Below are 24,267 nucleotides of genomic sequence, written 5' to 3' on the forward strand. Positions count from 1 at the left end.
TGCGTGCCTCGCCGTATCGGCGGCCGCGGTCGTCCCCTTAACCTTTTCACCCGATCGCCCCAGGTCAAGAACCGCCTCGCCGCGCAGGCGGGCGCCGTCCGGGGGGCTTGGGTGTGCCGGATGTTGACGGTGGGGCGGCCAACTTCCAGCGGTCCTCGTGGCGTTCGACGAAGCCGAGGGACTGCAGCTCGTACAGCCTGGCGAGCGTCTGCTCCCTGCTCAGGCCCGCGTTTCGCGCGATGAGGTCCCGGTCCCCGCCGCTGCCTCCGGGCACGGCTTCGAGCACCACGGCCGCCGCCGGGGCCAGGAGGTCGCGGGCGACGACGGGGCCGTGGCGCTCGGGGGCGAGGTCTCCCATGCCGCCGACGAGCTCGGCGATCTCGTCGGCGTCGGTGACGAGGACCGCGTCCTCGCGGAGCAGTTCGTGCACGCCGGCCGAGAGGCCGGAGGTGACGGGGCCGGGCACGCCCATCGTCCGGCGGCCGAGGCGGCGTGCGCGACGGGCCGTCACCAGCGAGCCGCTGCGGTACTCGGCCTCCACGACCACGGTGCCGCGCGTCAATGCGGCGATGACGCGGTTGCGGAGGATGAAGCGACTGCGGGTGGGGTGGCCGCCCGGGGGCAACTCGGCGAGCACGAGACCCCGTTCCACGATCCGCTCCAGCAGCTCCGCGTGGCCGCGGGGATAGGGAACGTCGACCCCGCAGGCCAGCACGGCCACGGTCGCACCTCCCGCCCCGAGCGCTCCTCTGTGCGCGGCGCCGTCGACGCCGTAGGCGGCGCCGGACACGACCACCCAGCCGCGCCGGGCCAGCCCGGCGCCGAGGAGGGAGGCGACATGTGAGCCGTAGTCGGTGCTGGCGCGGGCGCCGACCACGGCGACGGAGCGCAGGGCCCACAGCCGCAGGTCGGCGGCGCCGCGCACCCACAGGCCCAGCGGCCGGGCGTCGCCGAGGTCGTCCAGCTGCCCGGGCCATTCGTGGTCGCCGGGACAGACGAACCGGCCGCCCAGCCGGGCGACGGCGTCGAGGTCGCCTTGCGGATCGAGGGCGGCGGCGCGCTCCCTGCAGCCCGCGAGCCGCTCAGGGCCGGCGCCCGGCGGCGCCGGTCCCGCGCCCGTGAGCCCGCGCACCACCTCCACGGCACCCATCTCCCGCACCCAGCGGCCCACGCGCTCGTCCCCGGGCTCGGTCAGCCGGGTCAGCGCGGCGCGCGCCAGCCGGTCCTCGGGGGCGGGGGCGGTCACGCGCGGTCCCCTGCCAGAACGGTGCCGCGATGGACGCCCGTACGCAGCTCCAGCGCGCAGTTGACGTCCGCGGCGTCGGGGCGGTCGTGTCCGGCGAGGTCGGCCACGGTCCAGGCGACGCGCAGGACGCGGTCCAGGCCACGCGCTGTCAGCATGCCCCGTTCCATGTCACGTTCGGCTTCGGCGAGGGCTCCCGGGCCGACGCGCCAGCGGGTGCGCAGTTCGTGGCCGGGGACCTCGCTGTTGGTCGCCCAGGGCGTGTCCGCAAGGCGGGCGGCGGCCCGCTCCCGGGCGGCACGGACCCTCTCGGCCACCTGGGCGGTCGTCTCCGACCCCGCCTCGGCCCCCGTGAGCTCGGAACGGGCCACCGGTTCGACCGTCACCCTCAGGTCGACCCGGTCCAGGAGGGGGCCGGAGAGGCGGGCCCGGTAGCGCCTGACGGCCTGGGGAGGGCAGTCGCAGCCCTCTCCCAGCATTCCGTGCCTGCCGCAAGGGCAGGGGTTGGCGGCCAGGGCGAGCAGGAACCGGGCGGGGAGCCGCAGCACGCCCCCGGACCGGGCAACGATCACGTGCCCCGATTCGAGCGGCTGCCTGAGCGCGTCGAGCACGCGGCCGGAGAACTCGGGCGCCTCGTCCATAAAGAGCACTCCGCGGTGCGCGAGGGAGACCGCGCCGGGGCGCGGCAGCCCCGATCCGCCGCCGACCAGAGAGGCCATGGACGCCGAGTGGTGCGGGGCGCAGTAGGGGGCCCGGTCGAGGAGGGGCTGTCCGGCGGGCAGCGTCCCTGCGACCGAGTGGACCGCCGTGACTTCGAGGGACTCCTGTGCGGTGAGCGGCGGCAGCAGGCCGGGCAGGCGCTCGGCGAGCATGGTCTTGCCGGCCCCCGGCGGGCCCTGCAGGAGCAGGTGGTGCCGCCCGGCGGCGGCCACTTCGAGAGCCGTCCGGGCCTTGAGCTGCCCGGCGACCTCGGCGAGATCCGGCTGCCGGTCGCCGAGCAGGACTCCCGTGCCCAGCCCCGCGCCCGGCACCGAGAGCCCCGCGAGCATCGGATCGGGGCGGCCTTCCGGAAGCGGCTCCTCCTCCGGCACCGGCGCGTCGGTCAGGACCGCGATCAGCTGGCGCAGGCTGCGGATGCCGAGGACCGAGACCCCGGGCACGAGGGACGCCTCGGCGGCGGTGCGCTCGGGGACGACGACCTGGCGGTAGCCCGCGTCGGCGGCGGCCAGGACCGCCGGCAGGATGCCCGGCACCGGCCGGACCCGGCCGTCGAGGCCGAGCTCCCCGATCAGCACCAGATCGGCGATCTCGCGCGGGTCGAGACGCTCGGAGGCGGCCAGGACGGCACAGGCGACGGCGAGGTCGAAGCCGCTGCCGCTCTTGGGGACCGCCGCGGGGCTCAGGCCGACGGTCAGCTTCTTCTGCGGCCACTCGGCGCCGGAGTTCACCACGGCGGCACGGACGCGGTCCTTGCTCTCGACGAGGCTCTTGTCGGGGAGGCCGACGAGGGTGAAGGCGGCGACCCCGGGCTCCAGGTCGGCCTGGACCTCGACCACCACGCCCTCGACACCGACCAGCGCCACCGAGCACGTACGGGCAAAACCCATCACGCTACCCCCTTGGCGTGCTCGACGGCGGGGGCGCCGCGGCCGGGGACGATCACGCCCACCAGATCGATCCGCACCCCGCCCGGCGGCGGGCCGCCGTGGTGCTCCAGCCAGCGCTCGGCGAGCCGGCGCAGCCGCTGCGCCTTCGCCGGGGTGACGGCGGCCATCGGATGTTCGTACACACCGGTCGTGCGGGTCTTGACCTCGCAGACCACCAGGGTGTCGGCCTCCATGGCCACGATGTCGATCTCGCCCTCGCGGCATCTCCAGTTCCGTTCGAGGACGAGGATGCCGGCCTGGGCCAGCCGGCGGACGGCGAGATCCTCGCCGTAGCGGCCGAGTGCTTTTCGGGCGTTCACGGGCACCACCTCCGGCGCCCACCCTGCCGTCACGGCCCGTAATCGTTGGATCTTGGTGGATAACCCGTCGGTTGTGGAGAACTCAGCCACCCGGAAGGTCGAGGTCGGTCTTGTTGAGCTCCTCGATGTTCACGTCCTTGAACGTGAGCACCCGCACCTGCTTCACGAAGCGCGCGGGGCGGTACATGTCCCAGACCCAGGCGTCGGCCATGGACACCTCGAAGAACACCTCGCCCTGGACGGAGTGCACCTGCATCTCGTAGTCGTTGGTGAGGTAGAAACGACGCTCGGTCTCGATCACGTATTTGAACAGACCGACGACATCGCGGTACTCCCGGTAGAGCTTCAGCTCCATCTCGGTCTCGTACTTCTCGAGGTCCTCGGCGCTCATGGCATGTTCCCCTTCAGCCGTGCGTCCCCCCATTGTGCGTCAGGCACGCTCCGTCTCCAGGAGCACCGGCGTACGCGGGGGTCCCTCGTCGAGCAGCCTACGCAGCAGCCCGGCGAGCCTGGTCGGATACACCGTCTCACGGGTCGCGAGGAGTTCCTCGCAGGTCCACCAGCGCAGTCCCGTGACGCTGCGCCGCTCCAGCTCCGTGCCGCCGCCGGTCCACCGGCCGGGCTGTGCCGTACGGGCCAGGTAGTAGCGCTCGTCCTGGTTCCACAGGCGGCCGTCGAAGGGAAAGGAGCAGGTCCGGCGCCACAGCACGGGGCCGAGCTCGATCTCCGTGATCCCGGTCTCCTCGGCCAGCTCGCGGCGCGCCGCCTGCTCCCACGTCTCGGCGCCCTCCAGGCCGCCGCCCGGGGTGAACCACCACGTGGTGGAGGGATCGCCCGGTTCGTAGCCGTGCATCAGCAGGATGCGGTCGGACGGATCGAGCAGGACGATCCGTGACGCCCGGCGCGGGTCGCCGGCGCTGCCGGCCGCCTCACGGGGCATGGGCGCGCACCTCCTCCCTGCGCCCCGGCCTGACGAGGCGCGCCACGGGGCCGTACGCCGCGCCGCCCAGGATGAGCACCGCTCCGGCGATCACGGCGGTCAGCACCAGCGGCAGCGGGCCGGGCTGCGAGGTGCCGCCGGGGAGGCCGGCGAAGGACCCGGGTCTGTCCATCATGCCCCAGCCCTCCACGGGCCAGGCGGTGGCGTCCACGCGCGCGCGGACGGCGCCGCGCGGCACGGTGCCGTGGGAGGCGTCGGAGAGGTGGCCGCGGGAGTCCACGGAGTCGCTGCGGTGGTCGCCGAGCAGGAAGAGCTGCCCCTCGGGGACGGTCGCCGAGAAGCGGGTGGGCGAGGCCGCGCCCTTGTCCTGCAGATACGGTTCCTCGATCGGTGTGCCGTCGACCGTGAGGCGCCCCTGGCGGTCGCAGCAGGCCACCGTGTCGCCGCCCGTGCCGACGACCCGTTTGACCATCGGCGTGTCGCCCCAGACCTTGTCCTTGAAGACGACGATGTCCCCGCGCCGCACGGCGCCACCGCTTATGCGCTCGGCGAGGACCCGGTCGCCCCGCCCGATGGTGGGCGCCATGGAGTCGGTGGGGACGGTGTACGGCTGGTAGAGCAGGGCGCCCCAGGCGAAGCCGCCGAGGAAGAGCACACAGCCGACGGCCACGGCCAGCCCGGACAGCATCCTGCCCGCGCGGCCGTGGCCGTCGTCCGTACGTCCTGCTCCGCTCATCCCAGTGCTCCCGCCCCGCGTAGAAGATCGGACTCCGCGCCCCCGGGGGCGCGGGAACCGCACACTACCGGGCGGTATGCACGGGAGACAGCCCTTCGGGGAGCTCTGGCGGTCAGCTCCTGGAGGCGCTGTCGCGAGTGAGCCCCTCGGCACCGCTCCGTGCGACCAGCCGGCGCCGGCGCCACAGGACCAGCGGCACTGCACCGGCGAGCCCGAGGGCGGACGGCGCGGCCGCGGCGGCCGCGTTGATCCCCGGCTGGTCGAAGGTGCCGGGGACACCCAGGAAGGACCAGCGGTTGATCGGCCAGGCGACCACGAAGGCGCGGCCCACGACGTCCGATACGGGGACGAAGCCGTGGTCCTGGTCCGGGTGGTAGCGCGAGTCCAGGGAGTTCTGGCGGTGGTCGCCCATCACCCAGAGCTTGCCCTTGGGAACCTTGACCGGGCCGAAGGGCTGATCGTCGCAGGGGGTGTTGTCGGGGAAGAGGTAGCCCTGCTCCGACAGCGCCTTGCCGTTGACCTTGACCGGGCCGCCCTTCTGGCACTCCACGGTGTCCCCGCCGACCGCGATGACCCGCTTGATGAGGTCCTTCTCCTCGGCCGAGGGCATGAGGCCGATAAAGCTGAGGACCTTCTGCACGCCACCGCCCAGCGGGCCGGGCTGCGGGGTCTGGGTCTCGTCGCCGAGCCAGTTGTCCGGGTCGTGGAAGACCACGACCTCGCCGCGCTCGGGCTCGGCACCGAACCACGGCGTGAGCTTGTCCACGAGCACGCGGTCGCCGCGCTGGAGGGTGTTCTGCATCGAGTCCGACGGGATCGAGAACGCCTGCACCAGGAACGTCTTGATCAGCAGCGCGAGAACCAGGGCGATGCCGATCAGGATCGGCAGCTCCTTCCAGAACGACCGCTGCTTCTTGGGCGCCGCCCCGCGCGGCCCCTCGCCGCCGGAATCCCCGGCCGGGCTCACGTCGTCGCCGTCCGTCCGTGCCGGTCCGCCCGCAGCCTCCTGGGACGCCTGGGACATGGCCTCCGCCGGCACACCGGCCTCTGGCGACCCGTCAGCCTCCCCGGGCCGCTTCTCGGGCTCTTCGTGACCGGACCGTGCGCCGACCGCCAAGTCCCCCACATCCACTCCTCTCGCTCCGCTCTCCACGCTGCGGCCTGCCGTACGCATGGGGCAGGCCCACCACTCCCATAACGAGCGGGAGTTCCGCAGGGGTCGGGAGTTGGATCGATCCTTGCTGATCCATGAGGGACACACTATGCGGCGAACCGCGTGCTTGCGTCTCCGCGGGCGGCGCGTCACCGACCGATGCGAAAGTGTCTCTTTCGGACAGCTGCCGCCAGTGCCCCAGCGGCCACGCGATGACGACGGCGCGCCCGACCACCAGGTCTTCCGGCACGGTGCCCTGCCCGGCGTCGTCGAGGTGGAAGCGTGAATCGGCCGAATTGGAGCGGTGATCGCCCATCACGAAGTAGCGCCCCGCGGGCACCCGGACCGTGAACTCGATCTTGGAGGGCGGGTTCTCCGGGTGCAGGTACGGCTCGTCGAGCGGCGTTCCGTTGACTGTGATTTTGCCGTTCCCGTCGCAGCACTTGACCGTGTCACCACCGACGCCGATCACCCGCTTGATCAGGTCGTGCTCGTTCGCCGACGGCAGCAGGCCGATGAAGGTCAGGAACTGCTTGACCTGTCTGACGCCCACCGGGTCGTGCGCGGTGTCCGCCTCCTCGCCGTCCCACCAGCCGCCGGGGTCGCGGAAGACGATGACGTCGCCGCGCTGCGGCCTGGAGCCGAACCAGGGGGTCAGCTTGTCCACGAGCACGCGGTCGCCGATCCGGATGGTCTGCTCCATGGAGCCGGAGGGGATCACGAACGCCTGCACCAGGAACGTCTTGAGCACGAGGGCGATCAGCAGCGCGACCGCTATGAGGATCGGCACCTCCTTGACCGCGGAGCGCCGCCGGCGCCGCTTGACCCGGCGAGCGGCCTTGCGGCGCGCTGCACGGCCTCCCGCGGCGGCGACGTCCGTACTCGCCGCTCCTGTCTCTGCGGGGCCTGCCGGGCCCGGCAGCGTACGGCCCCGGCTACCCACCCGGCCTCCCTGCGCGTCCCGTGGGCCCCTGGGGCTGTCCGGGCGGCTCGGCGGGCTGCCGGGCCCGGTCGCGCTCTACGGGGGGCTGTTCGCCGCCTCGTGCACCGCCCCATGCGCCGCCTCGCGTACTTCCCCACGCGCCGCCTCGTGCAGCGCCCCATGCGGTCGGCATTCCTCCGTGCCCGGCCGCCTCGTCAGGCTCGGGGACACGGGCATATGCGCCGGGGCGCTCCAGGGTGCTCATCCTCCCGAAGGGCCAGCCGATCCAGTCTGCCCGGCCGACGACCTTGCTCACCGGCACCATGCCGCCGCCGGGCTCGCCCAAGTGATCGCGGGAGTCGCGAGAGTCGCCCCGGTGGTCACCCATCACCCACAGCTTCCCCTTGGGCACCACCACGTCGAAGGGCACGCGCGAGGGGCCGTCGCCGGGGTAGAGGAAGTTCTCGTCCACCGGCCGGCCGTTGATCTGCAGCCGGCCGCGCGCGTCGCAGCAAGTGACGCGGTCGCCCCCGACACCCACCACACGCTTGATGTAGACAGTCGCCGCGGGCCCCATGAGGCCGACGGACGAGGCGCCCTTACGGATCAGCGCCGCCACCGCGTTCTCTGCCGGCGCGTCCTGGACGAAGGATCCGGTGCCGTCGAAGACGACCACATCACCGCGCCGCGGCTCGTCCCCGAAGGTGTAGGCGAGCTTGTTGACGAGGACACGGTCCCCGACGCGCAGCGTGTTCTCCATGGAGCCGCTGGGGATGAGGAAGGGCTGCACCACGTAGCTGCTCAGCAGCAGCATGAAGACCAGGCAGAGCGTCAGCAGCACGCCTGCGCGGCGCATGGGGCCGCCGCCCCTCAGCCACGCCCAGGCGGCCCTGGCCGAGGCCGCCCGAGAAGCGGTGAAACGCGTGGAGCGCGACCCCTGCTCCTCGCCCTCTGGGGGGCGGGGAGAGCGGTCGCGCTCCGAAAGCTGTACGTCGGTGTCCATCGAGCCGAAAGCCTATCCGGCCGGGCGCGGACTCCGGACGGAAGCTCAGTTGTCGCGCTTCTCCTTGATCTTCGCGGCCTTGCCGCGGAGCTCACGGAGGTAGTACAGCTTGGCGCGACGGACGTCACCGCGGGTGACGAGCTCGACCTTCTCGAAGATCGGGCTGTGCACCGGGAAGGTGCGCTCGACGCCGACGGAGAACGAGACCTTGCGGACCGTGAAGGTCTCGCTGATGCCCGCGCCCTGGCGGCGGATGACGACACCCTTGAACTGCTGGATGCGGGAGCGGTTGCCCTCGATGACGCGAACGTGGACGTTCACGGTGTCGCCGGGGCGGAAGGCCGGGACGTCGGTGCGCAGCGACGCGGCGTTGACGTTGTCGAGCAGGGAGGACATGTTCGTCTGCTTCCTCGCCGATGCCACAGGTCATCAGCGGAATCCGTACTGAAGTGGGGATGGTGCCGGAACGTCGGGCGGGCGTCGTTCCCCCTGTGGCAGGGGCGCACGCCGGGCGCAAGGCAACGGCTTATTCTTCCACGTCCGGGGCCACCCGCCCAAATCGGCCGTCGGGGCCGGGGCCCCAGCCCAGGATCGAGAGGATCTCGCGGTCCTTCTTGTCGAAGGCCGCGGGGTCCGCGCGCTCGATGAGATCGGGGCGGTTGCGCACGGTGCGGCGGAACGCCTCGTCGCGGCGCCAGCGCGCGATCTTGCCGTGGTGGCCGCTGAGCAGGACGTCGGGGATGCCGCGGCCGCGCCACTCCGGCGGCTTGGTGTAGACGGGGCCCTCCAGGAGGTCCGCCATGGCGCCCGGGGCGAAGGAGTCGTCGCGGTGGGACTCGGCGTTGCCGAGGACGCCGGGGAGCAGGCGCGCGACGGCCTCGACCATCACGAGGACGGGGGCCTCGCCGCCGGCCAGGACGTAGTCGCCGATGGACACCTCGCGGACGTCCAGGCGGTCGCCGTACTCCTCGATGACCCGGCGGTCGATGCCCTCGTAGCGGGCGGGGGTGAAGACCAGCCACGGCTTCTCCGAGAGCTCCACGGCGAGCTCCTGCGTGAAGGGCCGGCCGCTGGGCGTCGGAACGACGAGCACGGGCAGCTCCTCGCCCGGGGCCCCCGACTCGATGACCGCGTCCAGGGCCTCGCCCCAGGGCTCCGGCTTCATGACCATGCCGGGGCCGCCGCCGTACGGGGTGTCGTCGACGGTGTTGTGCTTGTCGTGCGTCCATGCGCGCAGATCGTGCACGCGGACATCCAGCCGGCCCCGTGCCCGCGCCTTGCCGACGAGCGAGACGTTCAGCGGCTCGAGGTACTCGGGGAAGATCGTGACGACGTCGATGCGCATCAGGCGTCGCCCCGCTCGGAGTCCTGCTCGGAGGCGCGCCCCGCGTCCTGGCCGGCCTGCGCTCCGGGGCCCTGCCCGGCCTCATGCGCCGCCTCGTCCTCGGCCTCATGCGGCGCCTCATCCACGGCCCCATGCGGCGCCTCGTGCGCCGCTCCAGGCGTGGCCTCACGGGCGGACGCGATCTCCGCCTCGTCGGCGTCGATCAGACCGCGCGGCGGGTCGATGACGGCACGCTGACCCTCCAGGTCGATCTCCGTGACGATCTCGGAGACGAAGGGGATCATGACCTCGGACCCGTCGGCCCGCTCCACGATGAACAGGTCCTGCGACGGCAGGTGGGAGATCTCGCTGATCCGGCCGACGACGGTGCCGTCGGCGGTGACGACCTCCAGGTCCATCAGCTGGTGGTCGTAGAACTCCTCGGGGTCCTCCGGGGTCTCCTCCGGGTCGACCTCGGCGATGAGGAGGGTGTTGCGGAGCGCCTCGGCGGCCGTACGGTCGCCCACGCCCGCGAAGCGCAGCAGCAGCCGGCCGCTGTGCACGCGGCCGGACTCGATGGTCAGCGGTCCCGCGGAGGCGGGGTCCGTGGCCAGGACGGCGCCGGGTCCGAGCCGCAGCTCGGGCTCGTCCGTACGCACCTCAACCGTGACCTCGCCCCGGATGCCGTGGGCGCGGCCGATCCTGCCGACTACGAGCTGCATGTTTCCTTCTCTGCTCTCCGTACGCGACAACGGGCCGGGAAGGGCCCAAGCCCTTCCCGGCCCGTGCCGGTGCTCAACCGCTTCTCAGCGGACCTGATCCACGTCGACGAGGTCGACGCGGATGCCACGGCCGCCGATGGCGCCCACGACGGTGCGCAGGGCACGAGCGGTGCGGCCGTTGCGGCCGATCACCTTGCCGAGGTCGTCGGGGTGCACCCGGACCTCCAGCACGCGCCCGCGGCGCAGGTTGCGCGAAGCGACCTGCACCTCGTCGGGGTTGTCGACGATGCCCTTCACGAGGTGCTCAAGGGCCTCCTCGAGCATCCTCAGGCCTCGGTCGACTCAGCGGACTCGGCCTCGGCGGCCTCGTCCTTCTTCTCCGACTTCTTCGCCTTCGGGGTGATGGCCTCACCCTTCGCCTCGCCCGCGGCGCTCACGACAGCGTCGAAGAGACCGCTGTGGTCCTTCTTCGGCTCGGCGACGAGCATCGGGGCCGGGGCCGGCAGACCCTTGAACTTCTGCCAGTCGCCGGTGACCTTGAGGATGGCCAGAACCGGCTCGGTCGGCTGCGCGCCGACACCCAGCCAGTACTGGACACGCTCGGAGTCGACCTCGATGCGCGAGGGGTTCTGCACCGGGTGGTACAGACCGATCTCCTCGATGGCCCGGCCGTCACGGCGGGTGCGGGAGTCGGCGATGACGATGCGGTAGTGAGGCGAACGGATCTTGCCCAGACGCTTCAGCTTGATCTTGACTGCCACGGGAGTGGTGTCTCCTGGTCTTGACGTGGTTGGGCACAACGAGATGCCACGTGGGGTTGCGGTACTCGGATGCCCGATGGACGCGCCAGCCGGAGGAGAGAGGGGTCCTGTGCGACTGTCGAGTACAGCGTCCCATTGTGCCACACCCCTCCAGGTCAGCCGACCGTGACCGCCTCGGGAATCCGGAAGGGCTGGCCGCAGCCGCCGCACATGATGGGCGCCTGGGCGAGCACGGAGGGCACGACGCGCACGTTCCGGCCGCAGTCGCACACCGCCTTGACCCGGACCCCGCCGCCCGACGAGCCGTGACGCGCCGCCGGCCCGCGGAAGGTGCGGGAGGTGTCGGCGGTGGTGGCGACCGTGTGCGCCTTGAGGGCGCGCTGCAGTCTGTCGATGGTGGGGCGGTAGCGCTTGCGCGCCTCCGGGTTGAGCACGACCAGGGAGAAGCCGCTGCTGGGATGCGGATCGTCGCTGTGGTCGAGCCCGAGCTCCTCGGCGATCGCCAGGAACCGGCGATTGTGGTAGCGGCCCGCGCGTGACGTGTCACGCACACCGCGGGCGGCCGCGATGCCGTGCACTGCCTCGTGCAGCAGCCGTTCGAAGGAGAGCTCGGCGCCGCATGCGGACGACGACTCCCCGATCAGCGATTCGGGCGCGGCAAGATCCGGCAGCTCGGGGTGGTGCCGCTGAATGTCGGCCCACGCCTGCGCCAGCTCTGCGGCGAGAACAGGTGGTGTCGTGCTCACGTCGTGACAACGAGCAGGGACGGCCCGGTGTTCCGATACCGGGCCATCCCAAATAATTTGCACGTACCAGTCAGTTTCACGCTCATGCGTCGCGACGAGGGCGGGTGCGCAGATCTATGGAGAAGCCGCGCACCTGTTCGCAACCCGGGACGTACTGACTCATCAGTAAGCGCGCGCCGGGTGGCGTGCGCCCCCTCGGGCGGCCGGCGCCTCGGCGCGCTCCTCGGAGCGTGAATGACGGCGGTGCGGGCCTGGGCAGCCGCCCCTGAGGCCGCCGCCTCATGCCGACGCCCACGCCGCCTGCCCGACTCATGCACATCGTCGCCTCATGCCCGTCCGGCGCGCAGCCCGCCGCCGCCCGCACCCGCCTCATGCGGGCGCCTCATGCGGACCTCATGCGGTCGCCCCCGCACCGCCCTCAACGCCATGAGGCCGCCCCATGCCGGAGCGGCCTCATGCCTGTGCACTGCGGGAGAGCGCATGGAGCGCCGACGCCTCATGCGCCGCCGCCCCATGCCCTCGTTCCTGCGTTCCTAGTAGGCGCGCGCCACGATCGCGATCGCGCCCGGGGCGTCGTCCGACTCCGGCACGGAGCCGTCCTCGCCCACGAGGCACCGGACGGTCACGGCCTGCTCGGCCAGCTTGGCCTCGCCCTCGGGGCCCAGGTCCGCCCACGGGATCCGCGCCCAGCCGCCGGCCGCGGCGGCCTCGGCGGCCTCCTCGATGGTCTTCACGTCGGTCGTGCGGGACTCGCGGCGCTCGCGCGACTGGGCGAGCAGCAGCGCCTGGTCCTCCTTCAGGACCTTCGGCAGCATGCCGACGAGCTCGTCGATGCGGACCGGCTCCTTGCCGCCGGGGATGCGGCGGGCCAGCATCGCGGTGCCGTTCTCCAGGTCGCGCGGGCCGACCTCGATGCGCACCGGGACGCCCTTGAGCTCCCAGTCCACGGCGCGGCGGCCGAACGGCGTGTCCGTGCGGTCGTCGACCTGCACCCGGACCCCGGCGGCCTTCAGCTGGTCGCCGATCTCGCGGACCTTGGCGATGACGGCGTCGTCACCCTTGATCGCAAGGACGACGGCCTGGACCGGCGCCAGGCGCGGCGGAACGCGCAGGCCGTTGTCGTCGCCGTGCGACATGATCAGACCGCCGACCATGCGGGTGGAGGAGCCCCAGGAGGTCTGCCAGACCAGCTCCTGCCTGCCGTCCTTCGACAGGTAGGAGGTGTTGAAGGCCTTGGCGAAGTTCTGGCCGAGCTCGTGGCTGGTGCCCATCTGCAGCGCCTTGCCGTCGCCCATCATGCCCTCGAGGGTGAGGGTGTTGATCGCGCCCGCGAAGCGCTCCTTGGGCGTCTTGCGGCCGAGGACCACGTCGATGCCCAGGACGTTGATCATGAAGTCCGCGTAGACCTCCTTGTGGATGTACGCGGCGTAGTCCCGGGCGTCCTCGTAGGTGGCGTGGGCGGTGTGACCCTCCTGCCAGAGGAACTCGGTGGTGCGCAGGAAGACGCGCGGGCGCATCTCCCAACGGACCACGTTCGCCCACTGGTTGATCAGCAGGGGCAGGTCGCGGTAGCTCTGCACCCACTTCGAGAAGTAGTCGTTGATGATCGTCTCGGAGGTGGGCCGGACGACGACCGGCTCCTCCAGCTCCTTGCCGCCGCCGTGCGTGACGACCGCGAGCTCGGGGGCGAAGCCCTCGACGTGCTCGGCCTCACGCGTCAGGTACGACTGCGGGATGAAGAGCGGGAAGTACGCGTTGGAGGCGCCCGCCTCCTTGAGGCGCGTGTCCATCTCCTGCTGCATGCGCTCCCAGAGCCCGTACCCGTACGGCCGGATGACCATGGTGCCGCGCACGGGGCCGTTGTCGGCCAGCTCGGCCTTGTTGATCAAGTCCTGGTACCAGCGCGGGAAGTCATCCGCCTGGGGGGTGAGAATGGGAGCCTTTGCCATGATGCGAATGGTACGGGGCCGATCCGTCCGAGCGTGAATCCACTGTTCCGGCTCCTCCCCCTGCGCCGTCCGTGCGCCGCCCCTGCCACGGACGCGCCCCCGTGCGCCTCTCGTGCGGATGCGCCCGGCACATGCCATCGTGGGCGTACGGGAACGCGCCCGCGCCACCCCCTGGACTCGGGAACGGATGCGCAGTTCCCTGACAGAAGGGGGCTTTCCAGCAACGCGCACAGCAGTACACGGGGGCGGTGGACCGGGCATGCACACGTCTCTCGGCGGATTGGGGCGCTTTCCATGACACCTACGCTCGTACGGCGGCACCGGCCGTCCTCTTCACCGGCCGAGTCGCGGGCCCGCGACTGGGCGGAAATCCAGGAACGGATGCTGGTGCCGCTGTACGAAGCGGTGTACGAGCGCCTTGAGGTCGGGGAGGGTACCAGGCTGCTCAGCCTGGGCTGCGGCTCCGGCCTGGCCTTGCTCATGGCGTCCGGGCGGGGCGCCGAGGTCTCCGGCGTCGACCCTGACGAGCGCCGGCTCGCACTCGCCCGCGAGCGGCTGCTCCCCGAGGGCTTCGGCGCCGCCCGCCTGGGGCACGGGGCCCCCGAGAGCCTCGTGGAGCGCGGCGCCCCGGCCTTCACCCTCATCACGGCCTTCGACCCGCTGTACTGCGCGGGCGGGAGTGCTCACGGCATGGCCGCGGCACTCGCCCGGGCGGCCTCGTGCGCCGAGCGGGGCGCCCCCGTGGTGCTGGCCGGCTGGGGCCCCCAGGAGCGCTGCGCGGCGTCGGGGGCGCTCCGGGTCGCGGCCCGGCTCGCGGACCCCATGTGCGCGCCGGCGCGCTGGCGGCCGAGCGGCCGGGACGACCTGGAGAACCTGGCGCATGAGGCCGGTCTACGGCCGGACGGCTCGGGGCGGGTCGCATGCCCGTACGGCTATGCCGACATGGGCAGCGCGGTGCGCGGAATGCTCTCCACCGGCGCCTTCGACGCTGCCGCCCGTGCCACGGACGAGGAGCAGGTCATCAAGGAGCTCGTCGAGGCGCTCCACCCGTATCTGCGCCGCGACGGCACGGTGTGGATGCCCAACGTCTTCCGCTACCTGATAGCACGCGCCTAGCGAAGGCCCGCGCCCGGCGCAGAACGCTGCGGCGCGTACGCCACAGCCCCCGCGGCCTCTCGGCTGCGGGGGCTGCGACGTTCACCTGCGACACAGTTGCCTACGGGATCCCGTACGCGTACCCGCTCATGGCGGTGCGCTGCGGGCGGCGCCCGGTCAGCCCATGAACTTCTTGAACTCCTCCGGAAGTTCGAAGTTCTTCGCGTCCTGGCCGGCGGGCAGGCCCAGGGCGCCGCCCGCCTGCTGCTCGCGGCGGGCGGCCGCGGCCTGCTCCTCGGCCTTGCGCTTCATCGGGTTGCCGCTCTGGCGCTTGCCCTTGGCCTGCTTCTGCTGCTTCTTCTTGCGGCCGGCGCCGCCGCCCATGCCCGGCAGGCCGGGCATCCCCGGCATGCCGCCGCCCTGCGCCATGCGGGACATCATCTTGCGGGCGTCGAAGAAGCGCTCCACCAGGTTCTTGACGGCGCTGACGTCCACGCCCGAGCCCTTGGCGATACGAGCCCGGCGCGAGCCGTTGATGATCGTGGGGTCCTGGCGCTCGGCCGGGGTCATGGACTTGATGATCGCGGCGGTGCGGTCGACGTCGCGCTCGTCCAGGTTGTTGATCTGCTCCTTGATCTGCCCCATGCCGGGCAGCATGCCGAGGAGCTTGCTGATGGAGCCCATCTTGCGGACCTGCTCCATCTGCGACAGGAAGTCGTCGAGCGTGAACTCCTTGGGGCCCTTCGCCAGCTTGGCCGCCATCTTCTCGGCCTCGTCCTGGCTGAAGGTCTGCTCGGCCTTCTCGATGAGGCTGAGCATGTCGCCCATGCCGAGGATGCGGGACGCCATGCGGTCCGGGTGGAACGCGTCGAAGTCGTCCAGCTTCTCGCCGTTGGAGGCGAACATGATCTGCTTGCCGGTCACGTGCGCGACCGACAGGGCGGCACCGCCGCGGGCGTCGCCGTCGAGCTTGGAGAGGACCACGCCGTCGAAGCCGACGCCGTCGCGGAAGGCCTCGGCGGTGTTGACCGCGTCCTGACCGATCATGGCGTCGACGACGAAGAGGACCTCGTCCGGGGCGACCGCGTCGCGGATGTCGGCAGCCTGCTGCATCATCTCGGCGTCGATGCCGAGGCGGCCGGCGGTGTCGACGATGACGATGTCGTACTGCTTGGTGCGGGCGAACTCGATCGAGTCCTTCGCGACCTGGACGGGGTCACCGACGCCGTTGCCCGGCTGGGGCGCGTAGACGCCCACGCCGGCGCGCTCGGCGACGACGGAGAGCTGGTTGACGGCGTTGGGGCGCTGGAGGTCGCAGGCGACGAGCAGCGGGGCGTGGCCCTGGGCCTTCAGCCAGCGGCCGAGCTTTCCGGCGAGCGTCGTCTTACCGGCACCCTGGAGACCGGCGAGCATGATGACGGTCGGCGCGGTCTTGGCGAAGCGCAGGCGGCGGGTCTCGCCGCCGAGGATGCCGATGAGCTCCTCGTTGACGATCTTGATGACCTGCTGGGCGGGGTTGAGGGCCTGCGAGACCTCGGCACCGAGCGCCCGCTCCTTGACCTGCTTGATGAAGGAGCGCACGACGGGCAGGGCCACGTCCGCCTCGAGCAGGGCGATACGGATCTCGCGAGCGGTGACGTCGATGTCCGCCTCGGAGAGGCGGCCCTTGCCCCGGAGGTTCTTGAAAGTCGCTGCGAGGCGGTCGGAGAGGGTATCGAACACGGTGGTCGCGGATCCTTCTTGTTGAGTGTCAAGTCGGCGGCTGACCCCCAAGGGTATCCGCACCCTCCCGGTGCGGTCAGCCGCCCAGCGCCTCCTCCGTCGCGCGGGCGACCGCAGAGGCGGCGGCGGGCGTGAGCGCGGACCCGTCCGGGGCGGTCACGTAGAACGCGTCCACCACGCTGGCCCCGAGCGTGCTCACGCGGGCGCTGCGCACCCAGACCCCCGCCTCGTCCAGGGCCCGGCCGATGCGGTGGAGGAGGCCGGGCTCGTCCTGGGCGCGGACCTCCAGGACCGTGGCCCCGTGCGAGGCCGCCGCGGCGACCGTCACGCTCGGCGGGGCGTGCACCACGCCCCGCCGGCGCCTGCTGTACGCGGCCTCGCGCTCGGCCAGGCGGGCGGGGATGTCCAGGGAGCCGTCCAGGGCCCGCACGAGGTCGTTGCGCAGCCGGGCGGCCCCGGGCGGGGCACCGTACTCGGCCGCCACCCGCCAGCTCACCACGAGCGCTCCGCCGACCGCCTGCAGGTCCGCGGCCCGTACGGTCAGCCGGTGCAGTGCCAGGACGCCGGCCGCCGCGGGCAGGACGCCGGGCTGCTCGGGTACGGCGATCCGCAGCTCCACGCCGACGGGAACCGGCTCGCCTTCCCCGGCGGGCCCCGTGCCCTCCGGGCGGGACTCCAGCGTCACGGCCGGGCCGCCCGTACGGACGGCCTCGGCGGCCAGGCGGAGTGCTTCCGGGCCGGGCGGTGCGGGCGCATGAGGCGGCGGGGTTCCGTCCCCCGTGAGGGCCGCCGCGGCCCGGCGGACCAGATCGGCGACGAGCGACGAGCGCCACGTGCTCCAGGCGGCGGGCCCCGTGGCGAGCCCGTCGGCCTCGGTGAGGGCGTGCAGGAGCTCCAGTGCGGCCGCGTCCGGTACGGCGTCGGTCACGGTGCGGACGGTCGCCGGGTCGGCGAGGTCGCGCCGGGTGGCGGTGTCGATCAGAAGCAGGTGGTGGCGTACGAGCGTGGCGAGGACGCCGGTGTCGGCGGCGTCGAAGCCGATCCGGCGGGCGACGTCCCGCGTGAGGGCCTCGCCGGTGACGGAGTGGTCGCCGGGCCGCCCCTTGCCGATGTCGTGCAGCAGGGCGGCCACGAGCAGGAGGTCCGGGCGGCCGACGCGGCGCGTGAGGGAGGCGGCGCGGACGGCCGTCTCGACGAGGTGCCGGTCGACGGTCCAGCGGTGGACCGCGTTGCGCTGGGGACGGCAGCGCACGTGCTCCCACTCGGGCAGCAGCCGGGAGATGATCCCTTCGGCTTCGAGCGCTTCCCAGACGGGCACGGTGGGCGGTCCCGCGCCGAGGAGGGTCACGAGCTGTTCGCGGGCTTCGGCCGGCCAGGGCTCCGGCATGGGGCCCGCCGAGGCGGCGAGGCGGCGCACCGCATGGGGCGACAGCGGCAGGCCCGCCTGGGCTGCCGCCGCGGCCGCACGGAGCGCCAGGACGGGGTCACGCTCGGGCCGCGCCGTGCGGGCGAGGCCGGCTTCGCCGTCCTGCTCCACGACCCCGTCGGCGAGGGACAGCCGCTCGGTCTCGGCGAACCCACCGCGGCCCCCGCGCCCGCCCAGGATGCGGCGCAGGCGGGGCCGCACGGAGCGGGCTCGCAGGACCCGGCCGACCTCGCGCCAGGTGATGTCGGCTGCGTAGGAGACCGTACGGGCCGCCTCGTACACGCCGTGCAGGAGGGCGTCGGCGTCTTCCAGGCCGAGGGCCTCGGCGACCTGGTCCTGTTCCTGGAGGGCGAGCCGGTCGGAGGCCCGCCCGGTGGTGAGGTGGAGGGCGTCGCGGACGTCGAGGAGGTGAGTGCGGGCGCGTTCGAGCCCGGCACGGGGGGCGTCGGCGAGCCATGAGGCGGCGACGGCGCGCAGGGCTGTGGCGTCGCGCAGACCGCCCCGTGCCTCCTTCAGATCGGGTTCGAGGAGGAAGCGGAGTTCGCCCTGGTGCCGGGTGCGGTCCTCGCCGAGTTCGCGGAGTTCGGGGAGGCGGGCGGGGGCCTGGGCGCGCCAGTCCGCATAGGCGGTCGTGCGCAGGGCCGCGGTGAGCTGTTCGTCGCCGGCGAGGTGGCGGGCGTCGAGGAGGCCGAGGTGGACCTTGAGGTCGGCGGCGGCGGTCCGGCGGGCCTCGGCGGGGGTGCGCACGGAGTGGTCGAGGGCGAGGCCCATGTCCCAGACGGGGTACCAGACGCGGTCGGCGATGGCGGCGATCTTGGAGATGTCCGCGGTGCCGTCGTGCAGGAGGAGGACGTCGAGGTCGCTGCGGGGGGAGAGTTCGCCGCGTCCGTAGCCGCCGACGGCGACGAGGGAGACTCCGCGGGTCTCGCCCAGCAGGGCGCCGAGCCACTGGTCGGTGAGCCGCGCGAGGGCGGCGCGGCGCGGCGCCCCGGTGAGCGCCCCCTGATGGAGGAGGTGCAGCCGGGCCGCTGCGTAGCCGCTCGGTTCCGGGTCGGCGGGGCGGGTCTGCGGACTCTGCGGGCCGGTCAACTCGGCTCCCTTCGCGGCGTGCTGGGCGGTTCGCGTCCGGTGGGGGTGGTGCGCGGTGGGCCGGGTCCCGCATGAGGCTCCGGCATGGGGCCCGCATGAGGCCGGTATGAGGCGCGGCATGAGGCCCCCGTACAAGCCCCGCCATGAGGCCGCATGAGGCCCTGCGTGAGGCCCGGCATGGAGCCGGGGCCCTGCGTGAGCATGAGGCCCGGTATGAGGCCCGACATGAGGCCTTCGCCAGGCCCGGCATGAGGCCCTGCGCCAGGCCGCGCACGAGGCCCGGCCGGTGTGGTCCTCAGCTCCGTGCCCGGCCGGCCGGAGGGTCACCGACCCCGCCCCGCCCCTGCGCCCCGCCGGGTCAGCGGGGCAACAGTTCAGCGGGCCAACGGGACGGCACACCGGCCGGCCCGCCGGTTCAGATGGCGTCGGGTCCGCGTTCGCCGGTGCGTACGCGCACGACCGTCTCGACGGGGACGACCCAGACCTTGCCGTCGCCGATCTTGCCGGTGTGGGCCTTCTTGACGATGACGTCGATGACGTCATCGGCGTCGCCGTCCTCGACCAGGACCTCTATGCGCGCCTTGGGGACGAGGTCGACCTGGTACTCGGCGCCGCGGTAGACCTCGGTGTGGCCACGCTGGCGGCCGTAGCCGCTGGCCTCGGTAACGGTCAGCCCCTGGATGCCGAAGGTCCGGAGGGCTTCCTTGATGTCGTCGACGCGGAAGGGCTTGACGACGGCGGTGATGAGCTTCATGCGTCCACCTTCTTGTTCTGCGGCGTGCCCGCCTGGTCCGGTCCGGCCTGTTCCGGGTTGCCGGCCGGGCGCTGCGGGGCGGGCGCCGTGCTGCGGGCGACGGCGCCGACGCCGGTGAGGTCGTAGGCGGTCTCGGCGTGGAAGGCCTGGTCGATGCCGCCGACCTCGTCGTCCTCGGAGGCCCGGAAGCCGATGGTCTTGTCCACGAATTTGGCGAGGAGCCAGGACACGGCGAACGAGTAGGCCATCACGGAGAAGGCCCCGGCGGCCTGCCGGCCGAGCTGTGTGGCCCCGCCGACCCCGCCGGTGGCGAGGAGGCCGACGAGGAGGGTGCCGATGACGCCGCCCACGAGGTGGACGCCGACGACGTCGAGGGAGTCGTCGTAGCCGAGCTTGAACTTCAGACCGACGGCCCAGGAGCACACGGCGCCGGCGACCACGCCGATGACGAGGGCGCCGAAGGCGTTGACGGCGGCGCCCGAGGGGGTGATGGCGACGAGGCCCGCGACGGCGCCGGAGGCGGCGCCCAGGGTCGTGAAGGCCCCGTGCCGGATGCGCTCGTAGGCGAGCCAGCCGAGCATGGCGGCGCCGGTGGCGACCTGTGTGTTCATGGCCATGTTGGCGGCGGTGCCGTTGGCGGCCAGCGCGGAGCCGGCGTTGAAGCCGAACCAGCCGAACCACAGCAGCCCCGTGCCGAGCACCACCAGCGGCAGGCTGTGCGGGCGCATGGGGTCCTTCTTGAAGCCGATGCGCTTGCCGACGACGAGGACGGCGGCGAGCGCGCCGATGCCCGCGTTGATGTGGACGGCTGTGCCGCCCGCGAAGTCGATCACCTTGAGCTTGAACAGCCAGCCGTCGGCCTGCCAGACCCAGTGGGCGACGGGGAAGTAGACGACGCTGACCCAGAGGGTGATGAACAGGGCCCAGGCGCTGAACTTCACGCGGTCGGCGAGCGCCCCGCTCATCAGCGCGGGGGTGATCACGGCGAACATCAGCTGGAAGAGGGCGAAGGCGAAGACCGGAATGCCTTCCTTGTCTCCGGTCAGGGTCTCGGGCCCGATGCCCTTGAAGCCGATGTGGCCGAGGTTGCCGAGCAGTCCTGCGCCGATGTCGTCGCCGAAGGCGAGCGAGTAGCCGAAGAGCACCCAGAGGACGGTGACGATGCCGAGCGAGACGAACGACATCATCAGCATGTTCAAGGCGCTCTTGACCCGCACCATGCCGCCGTAGAAGAAGGCCAGTCCCGGTGTCATCAGCATCACGAGTGCGGCACTGATCAATACGAATGCGGTATCCGCGCCATTCATGGTCGGTGTCTCCTCGAAGCGGCGGCCCGAGCGGGCCGGTTTTCGCCATGAGGTTGGCGCAGTGGGATTTCAGCCGATGAAGCTGCTTGTTTCGCCGCAGTGACGAAGGCGGCGGGAGTGTTACGCCCGGGTGAAGCGGACACGGCGGGTGCGTGATCGCCGTTAGGCTCCGCCCGCCTCATGCGGGGCGGCCCGGCCCCGCGCCGGCCCGGGGCAAGGGCCCCTCGGGGCATGAGGCCGGCCGCGGCGTCCACCCGGAGTGACCTGGCATGGGGGAGCCGAGTCGGGCTGTTCGGGAGGAGCACCGCGGCCGGGTCGAGGGGCCGGCAGGGCTCAGACCGCCTGGACGGCTTCCGCCGCTTCCGGCAGGTGGACGGAGATCTGCTCGGTGAGGGCGACGACTTCGGCGACATCCCCGTAGTCGCGCACGGCATTGCCGACGGTCTTGCGGAGCCGGTTGTTGACCCGCTCGGAGCGCACCTGCTTGGCGAGCTTGAGGGCCTTGGTGGCGAGGGCGGCCGACTGCTCGGGCTCGCCTTCCATGAGGTGGACGGTGGCCATGCCGATGAGGTTGAGCGCATACGAACGGTGGTGCTCGGTGTCCTTCTCGAAGAGCTCCACGGCGCGCTCCATCTTGGGCCGGGCCAGGGAGGCGTACGTGGGGCTGCGACCGGCCACATAGGCGAGATCGCGGTAGGAGTGGGCGTTCTCCGCGTTGAGCTCGGCCTCGGAGAAGAAGCGGATCCAGTCGGGGTCGCCGTCGCCGGGGGTGCAGTCGGAGAAGCAGTCCTCCGCCATGGTGACCGCGCGCTTGCACTTGGCGGGCTGGCCCATGTTGGCGTACGCGCGGGCCTCCACGGCGTACAGCATCGCCTGGGTGCGCGAGGTGGCCGTCTCGCGGGCTCCGTACTGGCCGAGGTGGATGAGCTCCAGTGCGTCTTCAGGGCGGCCGAGGTGGATCATCTGGCGGCTCATGCTGGAGAGGATGTACGCGCCGAGGGGGCGGTCTCCGGCCTCCTTGGCGGCGTGGAGCGCCAGGACGAAGTACTTCTGGGCGGTGGGGTGCAGGCCGATGTCGTAGCTCATCCAGCCGGCGAGCTCGGCCAGCTCGCCCGCGGCCTTGAACAGCCGCTTGGAGGTGGCCTCGGGCTGGGGCTCCTGGAGCAGGTCGGTGACTTCGTGGAGCTGGCCGACGACGGCCTTGCGGCGCAGCCCGCCGCCGCACTGGGCGTCCCACTGGCGGAACATCATCGTGGTCGACTCGAGGAGGTCGAGCTCGGGGCCGGAGAGGCGGCCCGGCCGGGACCGCTCCTTCGACAGCGGACCGGAGCCGTCCTTGCCGCCGGGGCCGGGGGCCAGCCAGCGCTGCATGGGCTCGATGAGCCCGGGGCCGGCGGAGAGGGCGAGCGAGGCACCGAGGAAGCCGCGGCGCGCGAGCATCAGATCGCTGCGGGAGAACTCACTGATCAGCTCGACGGTCTGCGGGCCCGCCCAGGGCAGGTCGACTCCGGAGACGGACGGGGACTGGTGCGCCGTCCGCAGGCCGATGTCCTCGATGCCGACGACGCAGCCGAAGCGCTCGGAGAACAGCTCGGAGAGGATCTTCGGGATGGGCTCGCGGGGCTGCTCGCCGTCCAGCCAGCGGCGCACGCGCGAGGTGTCCGTGCTGATGTGGTGAGCGCCCAACTGCCGCGCCCTGCGGTTGACCTGACGCGCAAGCTCGCCCTTGGACCATCCGCTGCGCAGGAACCAGGAGCCCAACTGCTCGTTGGGGCGCTTGTCAGCCTTCTCGGCACCGCCAGCGCCGCTGCCGTTGCTGCCCACCTGGAAGCCCCCATCCCGAACTCTGCCTGTCTGTGCGTGAACCGCCTGAACCACCCACAGCTTGCCGCTTCTTGCGGCTGTCCGTGTGGCGATGCACCCCGGCCCGCGAGGAATTCCGGCCGGGCGACGGGACGGTCCATGCCTCCGGCAATACCCACCGGTGGGGCACATCTCCCATGGGTTCGTGCACCGAAAGTAATCCTACGATCACTGCTGAAGCGAGGGCAGTCCAGTAAACGCCACCATTCGCCACCCCAACGAATGAACCCGGCCGCTCCGCCACGCGATTGACTTGACACCGGACGATCAGGGAGGCCCGAGGAGGGGTTGGATCGATGCGCACTCCGGCGCACGTACGGCCGTTCACCACCTGCCGCACACCGTCACGCCGCCCCCTGAAGGGATTCGGCAACGGTCCGTGTTCGAGACACTCCGACTCGTAACCATCCGCGAGCACGACCCGTTGGAGGGGGCATGGGCTTCACAATCGGCGGCATCCGGGACCTGCGCTCGGGCTCTCGGCGCCGCGGACGCGCGTCCGAGTGCGTGACGACGGTGGCGGAGTACACCGGCCTGTGGGGGTGGGATGTGGTGCCCGGCGCCCGCGCCTCCCGCGCGGGGCGTCCGTCCGGCGCGGTCTGCTCCTGCGGTGCCGACGACTGCCCCTCCCCCGGGGCGCACCCTCTCTCCTTCGCACCGGTGGTGCCGGCGGGTGCCACGCTGGACGCGGCAGCGGCCGCGTGGGCGGAGGTGCCGGGAGCCGCCGTGCTGCTGCCCGTGGGGCGCTCCTTCGACGTCCTGGAGGTCGCCGAGGCGGCCGGCCGGCACGCTCTCGTCCGGCTGGAGCGCATGGGGCTGCCGCTCGGGCCCGTGGCGCTCACCCCGGACGGCCGGGCGCTGTTCTTCGTCGCCCCGGGCGCCGCGCAGGAGCTCCCCCAGCTGCTGTACCGCATGGGGTGGGACGACGCCCGGCTCGATCTGCGCTGCATGGGGCCCGGCGAGCACGTCACCGCGCCCCCTTCGGACCACGCCGGGCTCGGCCCCATGCGGTGGCTCCGCCCTCCCACGCTGGACACCGCGGGGCGCCCCCCGCAGGCCCGGCTGCTCCTCGGCACCCTCGCCTATGTGTGCCACCGGTCGGCGGCGTCCTGAGCCCCGGCGGCCTGCCCGGCCAGCCCCGTACGAACCTGAGTCCCGGCCGCCTGCCCGGCTCGCCCCGTACGAAAGGGCCCCTTCCACAGCTGCACCTGTGGAAGGGGCCCTTTCTCGGCTGGATCGGCGAGGGGTACGTGCCCGCCGACGCGTCAGTGCCCCGTGCGCCAGGGCCGACGTGCGTCAGTCGCCGATGAGCGCGTCGACGAAGGCCTCGGGCTCGAACGGAGCGAGGTCGTCCGCGCCCTCGCCGAGGCCGACGAGCTTCACGGGGACGCCCAGCTCGCGCTGGACGGCCACGACGATGCCGCCCTTGGCGGTGCCGTCGAGCTTGGTGAGGACGATGCCGGTGATGTTGACGACCTCGCCGAAGACGCGCGCCTGCACGAGGCCGTTCTGGCCGGTGGTGGCGTCCAGGACGAGCAGCACCTCG

The 24,267-nt window shown here is 72.4% G+C and carries 22 protein-coding genes and 2 pseudogenes; 2 read left to right on the plus strand and 22 right to left on the minus strand.

Annotated elements, in window-relative coordinates; translation table 11 throughout:
* Window positions 1-64: 64 nt before the first annotated feature.
* The 16 genes and pseudogenes from dprA to proS form a co-directional block, all read right to left on the minus strand.
* Window positions 65-1,246, minus strand: a complete 1,182-nt coding sequence (gene dprA, locus ACSNOH_RS05845) for a DNA-processing protein DprA (protein WP_436720107.1) — start codon at window positions 1,244-1,246, stop codon at window positions 65-67.
* Window positions 1,243-2,850 carry a YifB family Mg chelatase-like AAA ATPase gene (locus tag ACSNOH_RS05850; protein WP_436720127.1) on the minus strand — a complete coding sequence of 536 codons (1,608 nt, stop codon included), beginning with the start codon at window positions 2,848-2,850 and terminating at the stop codon, window positions 1,243-1,245. Before ACSNOH_RS05850 ends, dprA begins: the two co-directional genes overlap by 4 nt.
* Window positions 2,850-3,209 (minus strand): YraN family protein, encoded by a 360-nt coding sequence (locus ACSNOH_RS05855; RefSeq protein ID WP_436720108.1) that lies wholly within the window; start codon window positions 3,207-3,209, stop codon window positions 2,850-2,852. The genes ACSNOH_RS05850 and ACSNOH_RS05855 overlap by 1 nt, the downstream gene beginning before the upstream one ends.
* Window positions 3,210-3,291: 82 nt before the next feature.
* Window positions 3,292-3,600: a DUF2469 domain-containing protein gene (locus tag ACSNOH_RS05860; protein ID WP_007821609.1), complete on the minus strand. Its 309-nt coding sequence runs from the start codon at window positions 3,598-3,600 to the stop codon at window positions 3,292-3,294.
* Between the two features lie 39 nt (window positions 3,601-3,639).
* Window positions 3,640-4,149, minus strand: a complete 510-nt coding sequence (locus tag ACSNOH_RS05865) for an NUDIX hydrolase (RefSeq protein WP_436720109.1) — start codon at window positions 4,147-4,149, stop codon at window positions 3,640-3,642.
* A complete protein-coding gene (gene lepB / locus ACSNOH_RS05870; protein WP_436720110.1) occupies window positions 4,139-4,885 on the minus strand; it encodes a signal peptidase I in 747 nt (248 codons plus the stop codon). Before lepB (ACSNOH_RS05870) ends, ACSNOH_RS05865 begins: the two co-directional genes overlap by 11 nt.
* A 112-nt stretch (window positions 4,886-4,997) precedes the next feature.
* Complete coding sequence (gene lepB, locus ACSNOH_RS05875) at window positions 4,998-6,002, minus strand: signal peptidase I (RefSeq protein WP_436720128.1); 1,005 nt, start codon at window positions 6,000-6,002, stop codon at window positions 4,998-5,000.
* Window positions 5,944-6,981 (minus strand): signal peptidase I, encoded by a 1,038-nt coding sequence (lepB, locus tag ACSNOH_RS05880; protein WP_436720111.1) that lies wholly within the window; start codon window positions 6,979-6,981, stop codon window positions 5,944-5,946. The genes lepB (ACSNOH_RS05875) and lepB (ACSNOH_RS05880) overlap by 59 nt, the downstream gene beginning before the upstream one ends.
* Window positions 6,982-7,156: 175 nt before the next feature.
* A pseudogene (lepB, locus tag ACSNOH_RS05885) lies at window positions 7,157-7,963 on the minus strand (signal peptidase I); the annotation flags it as partial.
* A 45-nt stretch (window positions 7,964-8,008) separates the two neighbouring features.
* Window positions 8,009-8,359 carry a 50S ribosomal protein L19 gene (gene rplS / locus ACSNOH_RS05890; RefSeq protein WP_030369336.1) on the minus strand — a complete coding sequence of 117 codons (351 nt, stop codon included), beginning with the start codon at window positions 8,357-8,359 and terminating at the stop codon, window positions 8,009-8,011.
* A 130-nt stretch (window positions 8,360-8,489) separates the two neighbouring features.
* Window positions 8,490-9,308, minus strand: a complete 819-nt coding sequence (gene trmD / locus ACSNOH_RS05895) for a tRNA (guanosine(37)-N1)-methyltransferase TrmD (RefSeq protein ID WP_436720112.1) — start codon at window positions 9,306-9,308, stop codon at window positions 8,490-8,492.
* On the minus strand, window positions 9,308-10,009 hold the full coding sequence (gene rimM / locus ACSNOH_RS05900; RefSeq protein ID WP_436720113.1) for a ribosome maturation factor RimM: 702 nt from the start codon (window positions 10,007-10,009) through the stop codon (window positions 9,308-9,310). The genes trmD and rimM overlap by 1 nt, the downstream gene beginning before the upstream one ends.
* 84 nt (window positions 10,010-10,093) lie before the next feature.
* The gene (locus ACSNOH_RS05905; RefSeq protein WP_020868149.1) at window positions 10,094-10,333 is read right to left on the minus strand and encodes an RNA-binding protein; all 240 of its coding nucleotides are present in this window, start codon (window positions 10,331-10,333) and stop codon (window positions 10,094-10,096) included.
* Window positions 10,334-10,335: 2 nt separating this feature from the next.
* Window positions 10,336-10,770, minus strand: coding sequence for a 30S ribosomal protein S16 (rpsP, locus tag ACSNOH_RS05910; protein WP_106679545.1), 435 nt, complete (start codon window positions 10,768-10,770; stop codon window positions 10,336-10,338).
* Between the two features lie 155 nt (window positions 10,771-10,925).
* Window positions 10,926-11,516 carry a hypothetical protein gene (locus ACSNOH_RS05915; protein WP_030369332.1) on the minus strand — a complete coding sequence of 197 codons (591 nt, stop codon included), beginning with the start codon at window positions 11,514-11,516 and terminating at the stop codon, window positions 10,926-10,928.
* A 533-nt stretch (window positions 11,517-12,049) separates the two neighbouring features.
* Window positions 12,050-13,465 (minus strand): proline--tRNA ligase, encoded by a 1,416-nt coding sequence (proS, locus tag ACSNOH_RS05920; protein WP_436720114.1) that lies wholly within the window; start codon window positions 13,463-13,465, stop codon window positions 12,050-12,052.
* A gap of 294 nt (window positions 13,466-13,759) precedes the next feature.
* Here proS and ACSNOH_RS05925 point away from each other — a divergent pair, with 294 nt between their 5' ends.
* A complete protein-coding gene (locus tag ACSNOH_RS05925; RefSeq protein WP_436720115.1) occupies window positions 13,760-14,581 on the plus strand; it encodes a class I SAM-dependent methyltransferase in 822 nt (273 codons plus the stop codon).
* Between the two features lie 156 nt (window positions 14,582-14,737).
* Here the strand turns inward: ACSNOH_RS05925 and ffh are convergent, their stop codons facing one another.
* The 5 genes from ffh to nsdA form a co-directional block, all read right to left on the minus strand.
* Window positions 14,738-16,282, minus strand: coding sequence for a signal recognition particle protein (gene ffh, locus ACSNOH_RS05930; protein ID WP_436720116.1), 1,545 nt, complete (start codon window positions 16,280-16,282; stop codon window positions 14,738-14,740).
* Window positions 16,283-16,358: 76 nt separating this feature from the next.
* Entirely contained in the window at window positions 16,359-18,797 is a 2,439-nt protein-coding gene (locus ACSNOH_RS05935; RefSeq protein WP_436720117.1) for a [protein-PII] uridylyltransferase, read from the minus strand.
* A 415-nt stretch (window positions 18,798-19,212) separates the two neighbouring features.
* Window positions 19,213-19,551 carry a P-II family nitrogen regulator gene (locus tag ACSNOH_RS05940; RefSeq protein ID WP_436720118.1) on the minus strand — a complete coding sequence of 113 codons (339 nt, stop codon included), beginning with the start codon at window positions 19,549-19,551 and terminating at the stop codon, window positions 19,213-19,215.
* Entirely contained in the window at window positions 19,548-20,858 is a 1,311-nt protein-coding gene (locus tag ACSNOH_RS05945; RefSeq protein ID WP_436720119.1) for an ammonium transporter, read from the minus strand. The genes ACSNOH_RS05940 and ACSNOH_RS05945 overlap by 4 nt, the downstream gene beginning before the upstream one ends.
* Before the next feature lie 333 nt (window positions 20,859-21,191).
* Window positions 21,192-22,682 carry a transcriptional repressor NsdA gene (nsdA, locus tag ACSNOH_RS05950; RefSeq protein ID WP_436720120.1) on the minus strand — a complete coding sequence of 497 codons (1,491 nt, stop codon included), beginning with the start codon at window positions 22,680-22,682 and terminating at the stop codon, window positions 21,192-21,194.
* A 474-nt stretch (window positions 22,683-23,156) separates the two neighbouring features.
* On the opposite strand from nsdA, the gene ACSNOH_RS05955 reads away from it, so the two are divergent.
* Window positions 23,157-23,834, plus strand: a complete 678-nt coding sequence (locus tag ACSNOH_RS05955; RefSeq protein ID WP_436720121.1) for a bifunctional DNA primase/polymerase — start codon at window positions 23,157-23,159, stop codon at window positions 23,832-23,834.
* Between the two features lie 183 nt (window positions 23,835-24,017).
* On the opposite strand, the pseudogene ACSNOH_RS05960 reads toward ACSNOH_RS05955, so the two are convergent.
* Window positions 24,018-24,267, minus strand: a pseudogene (locus ACSNOH_RS05960) (signal recognition particle-docking protein FtsY); the annotation flags it as partial.

The sequence above is a fragment of the Streptomyces sp. URMC 127 genome (genome assembly GCF_051386535.1).
In the GTDB taxonomy this organism is placed as follows: Bacteria; Actinomycetota; Actinomycetes; order Streptomycetales; family Streptomycetaceae; genus Streptomyces.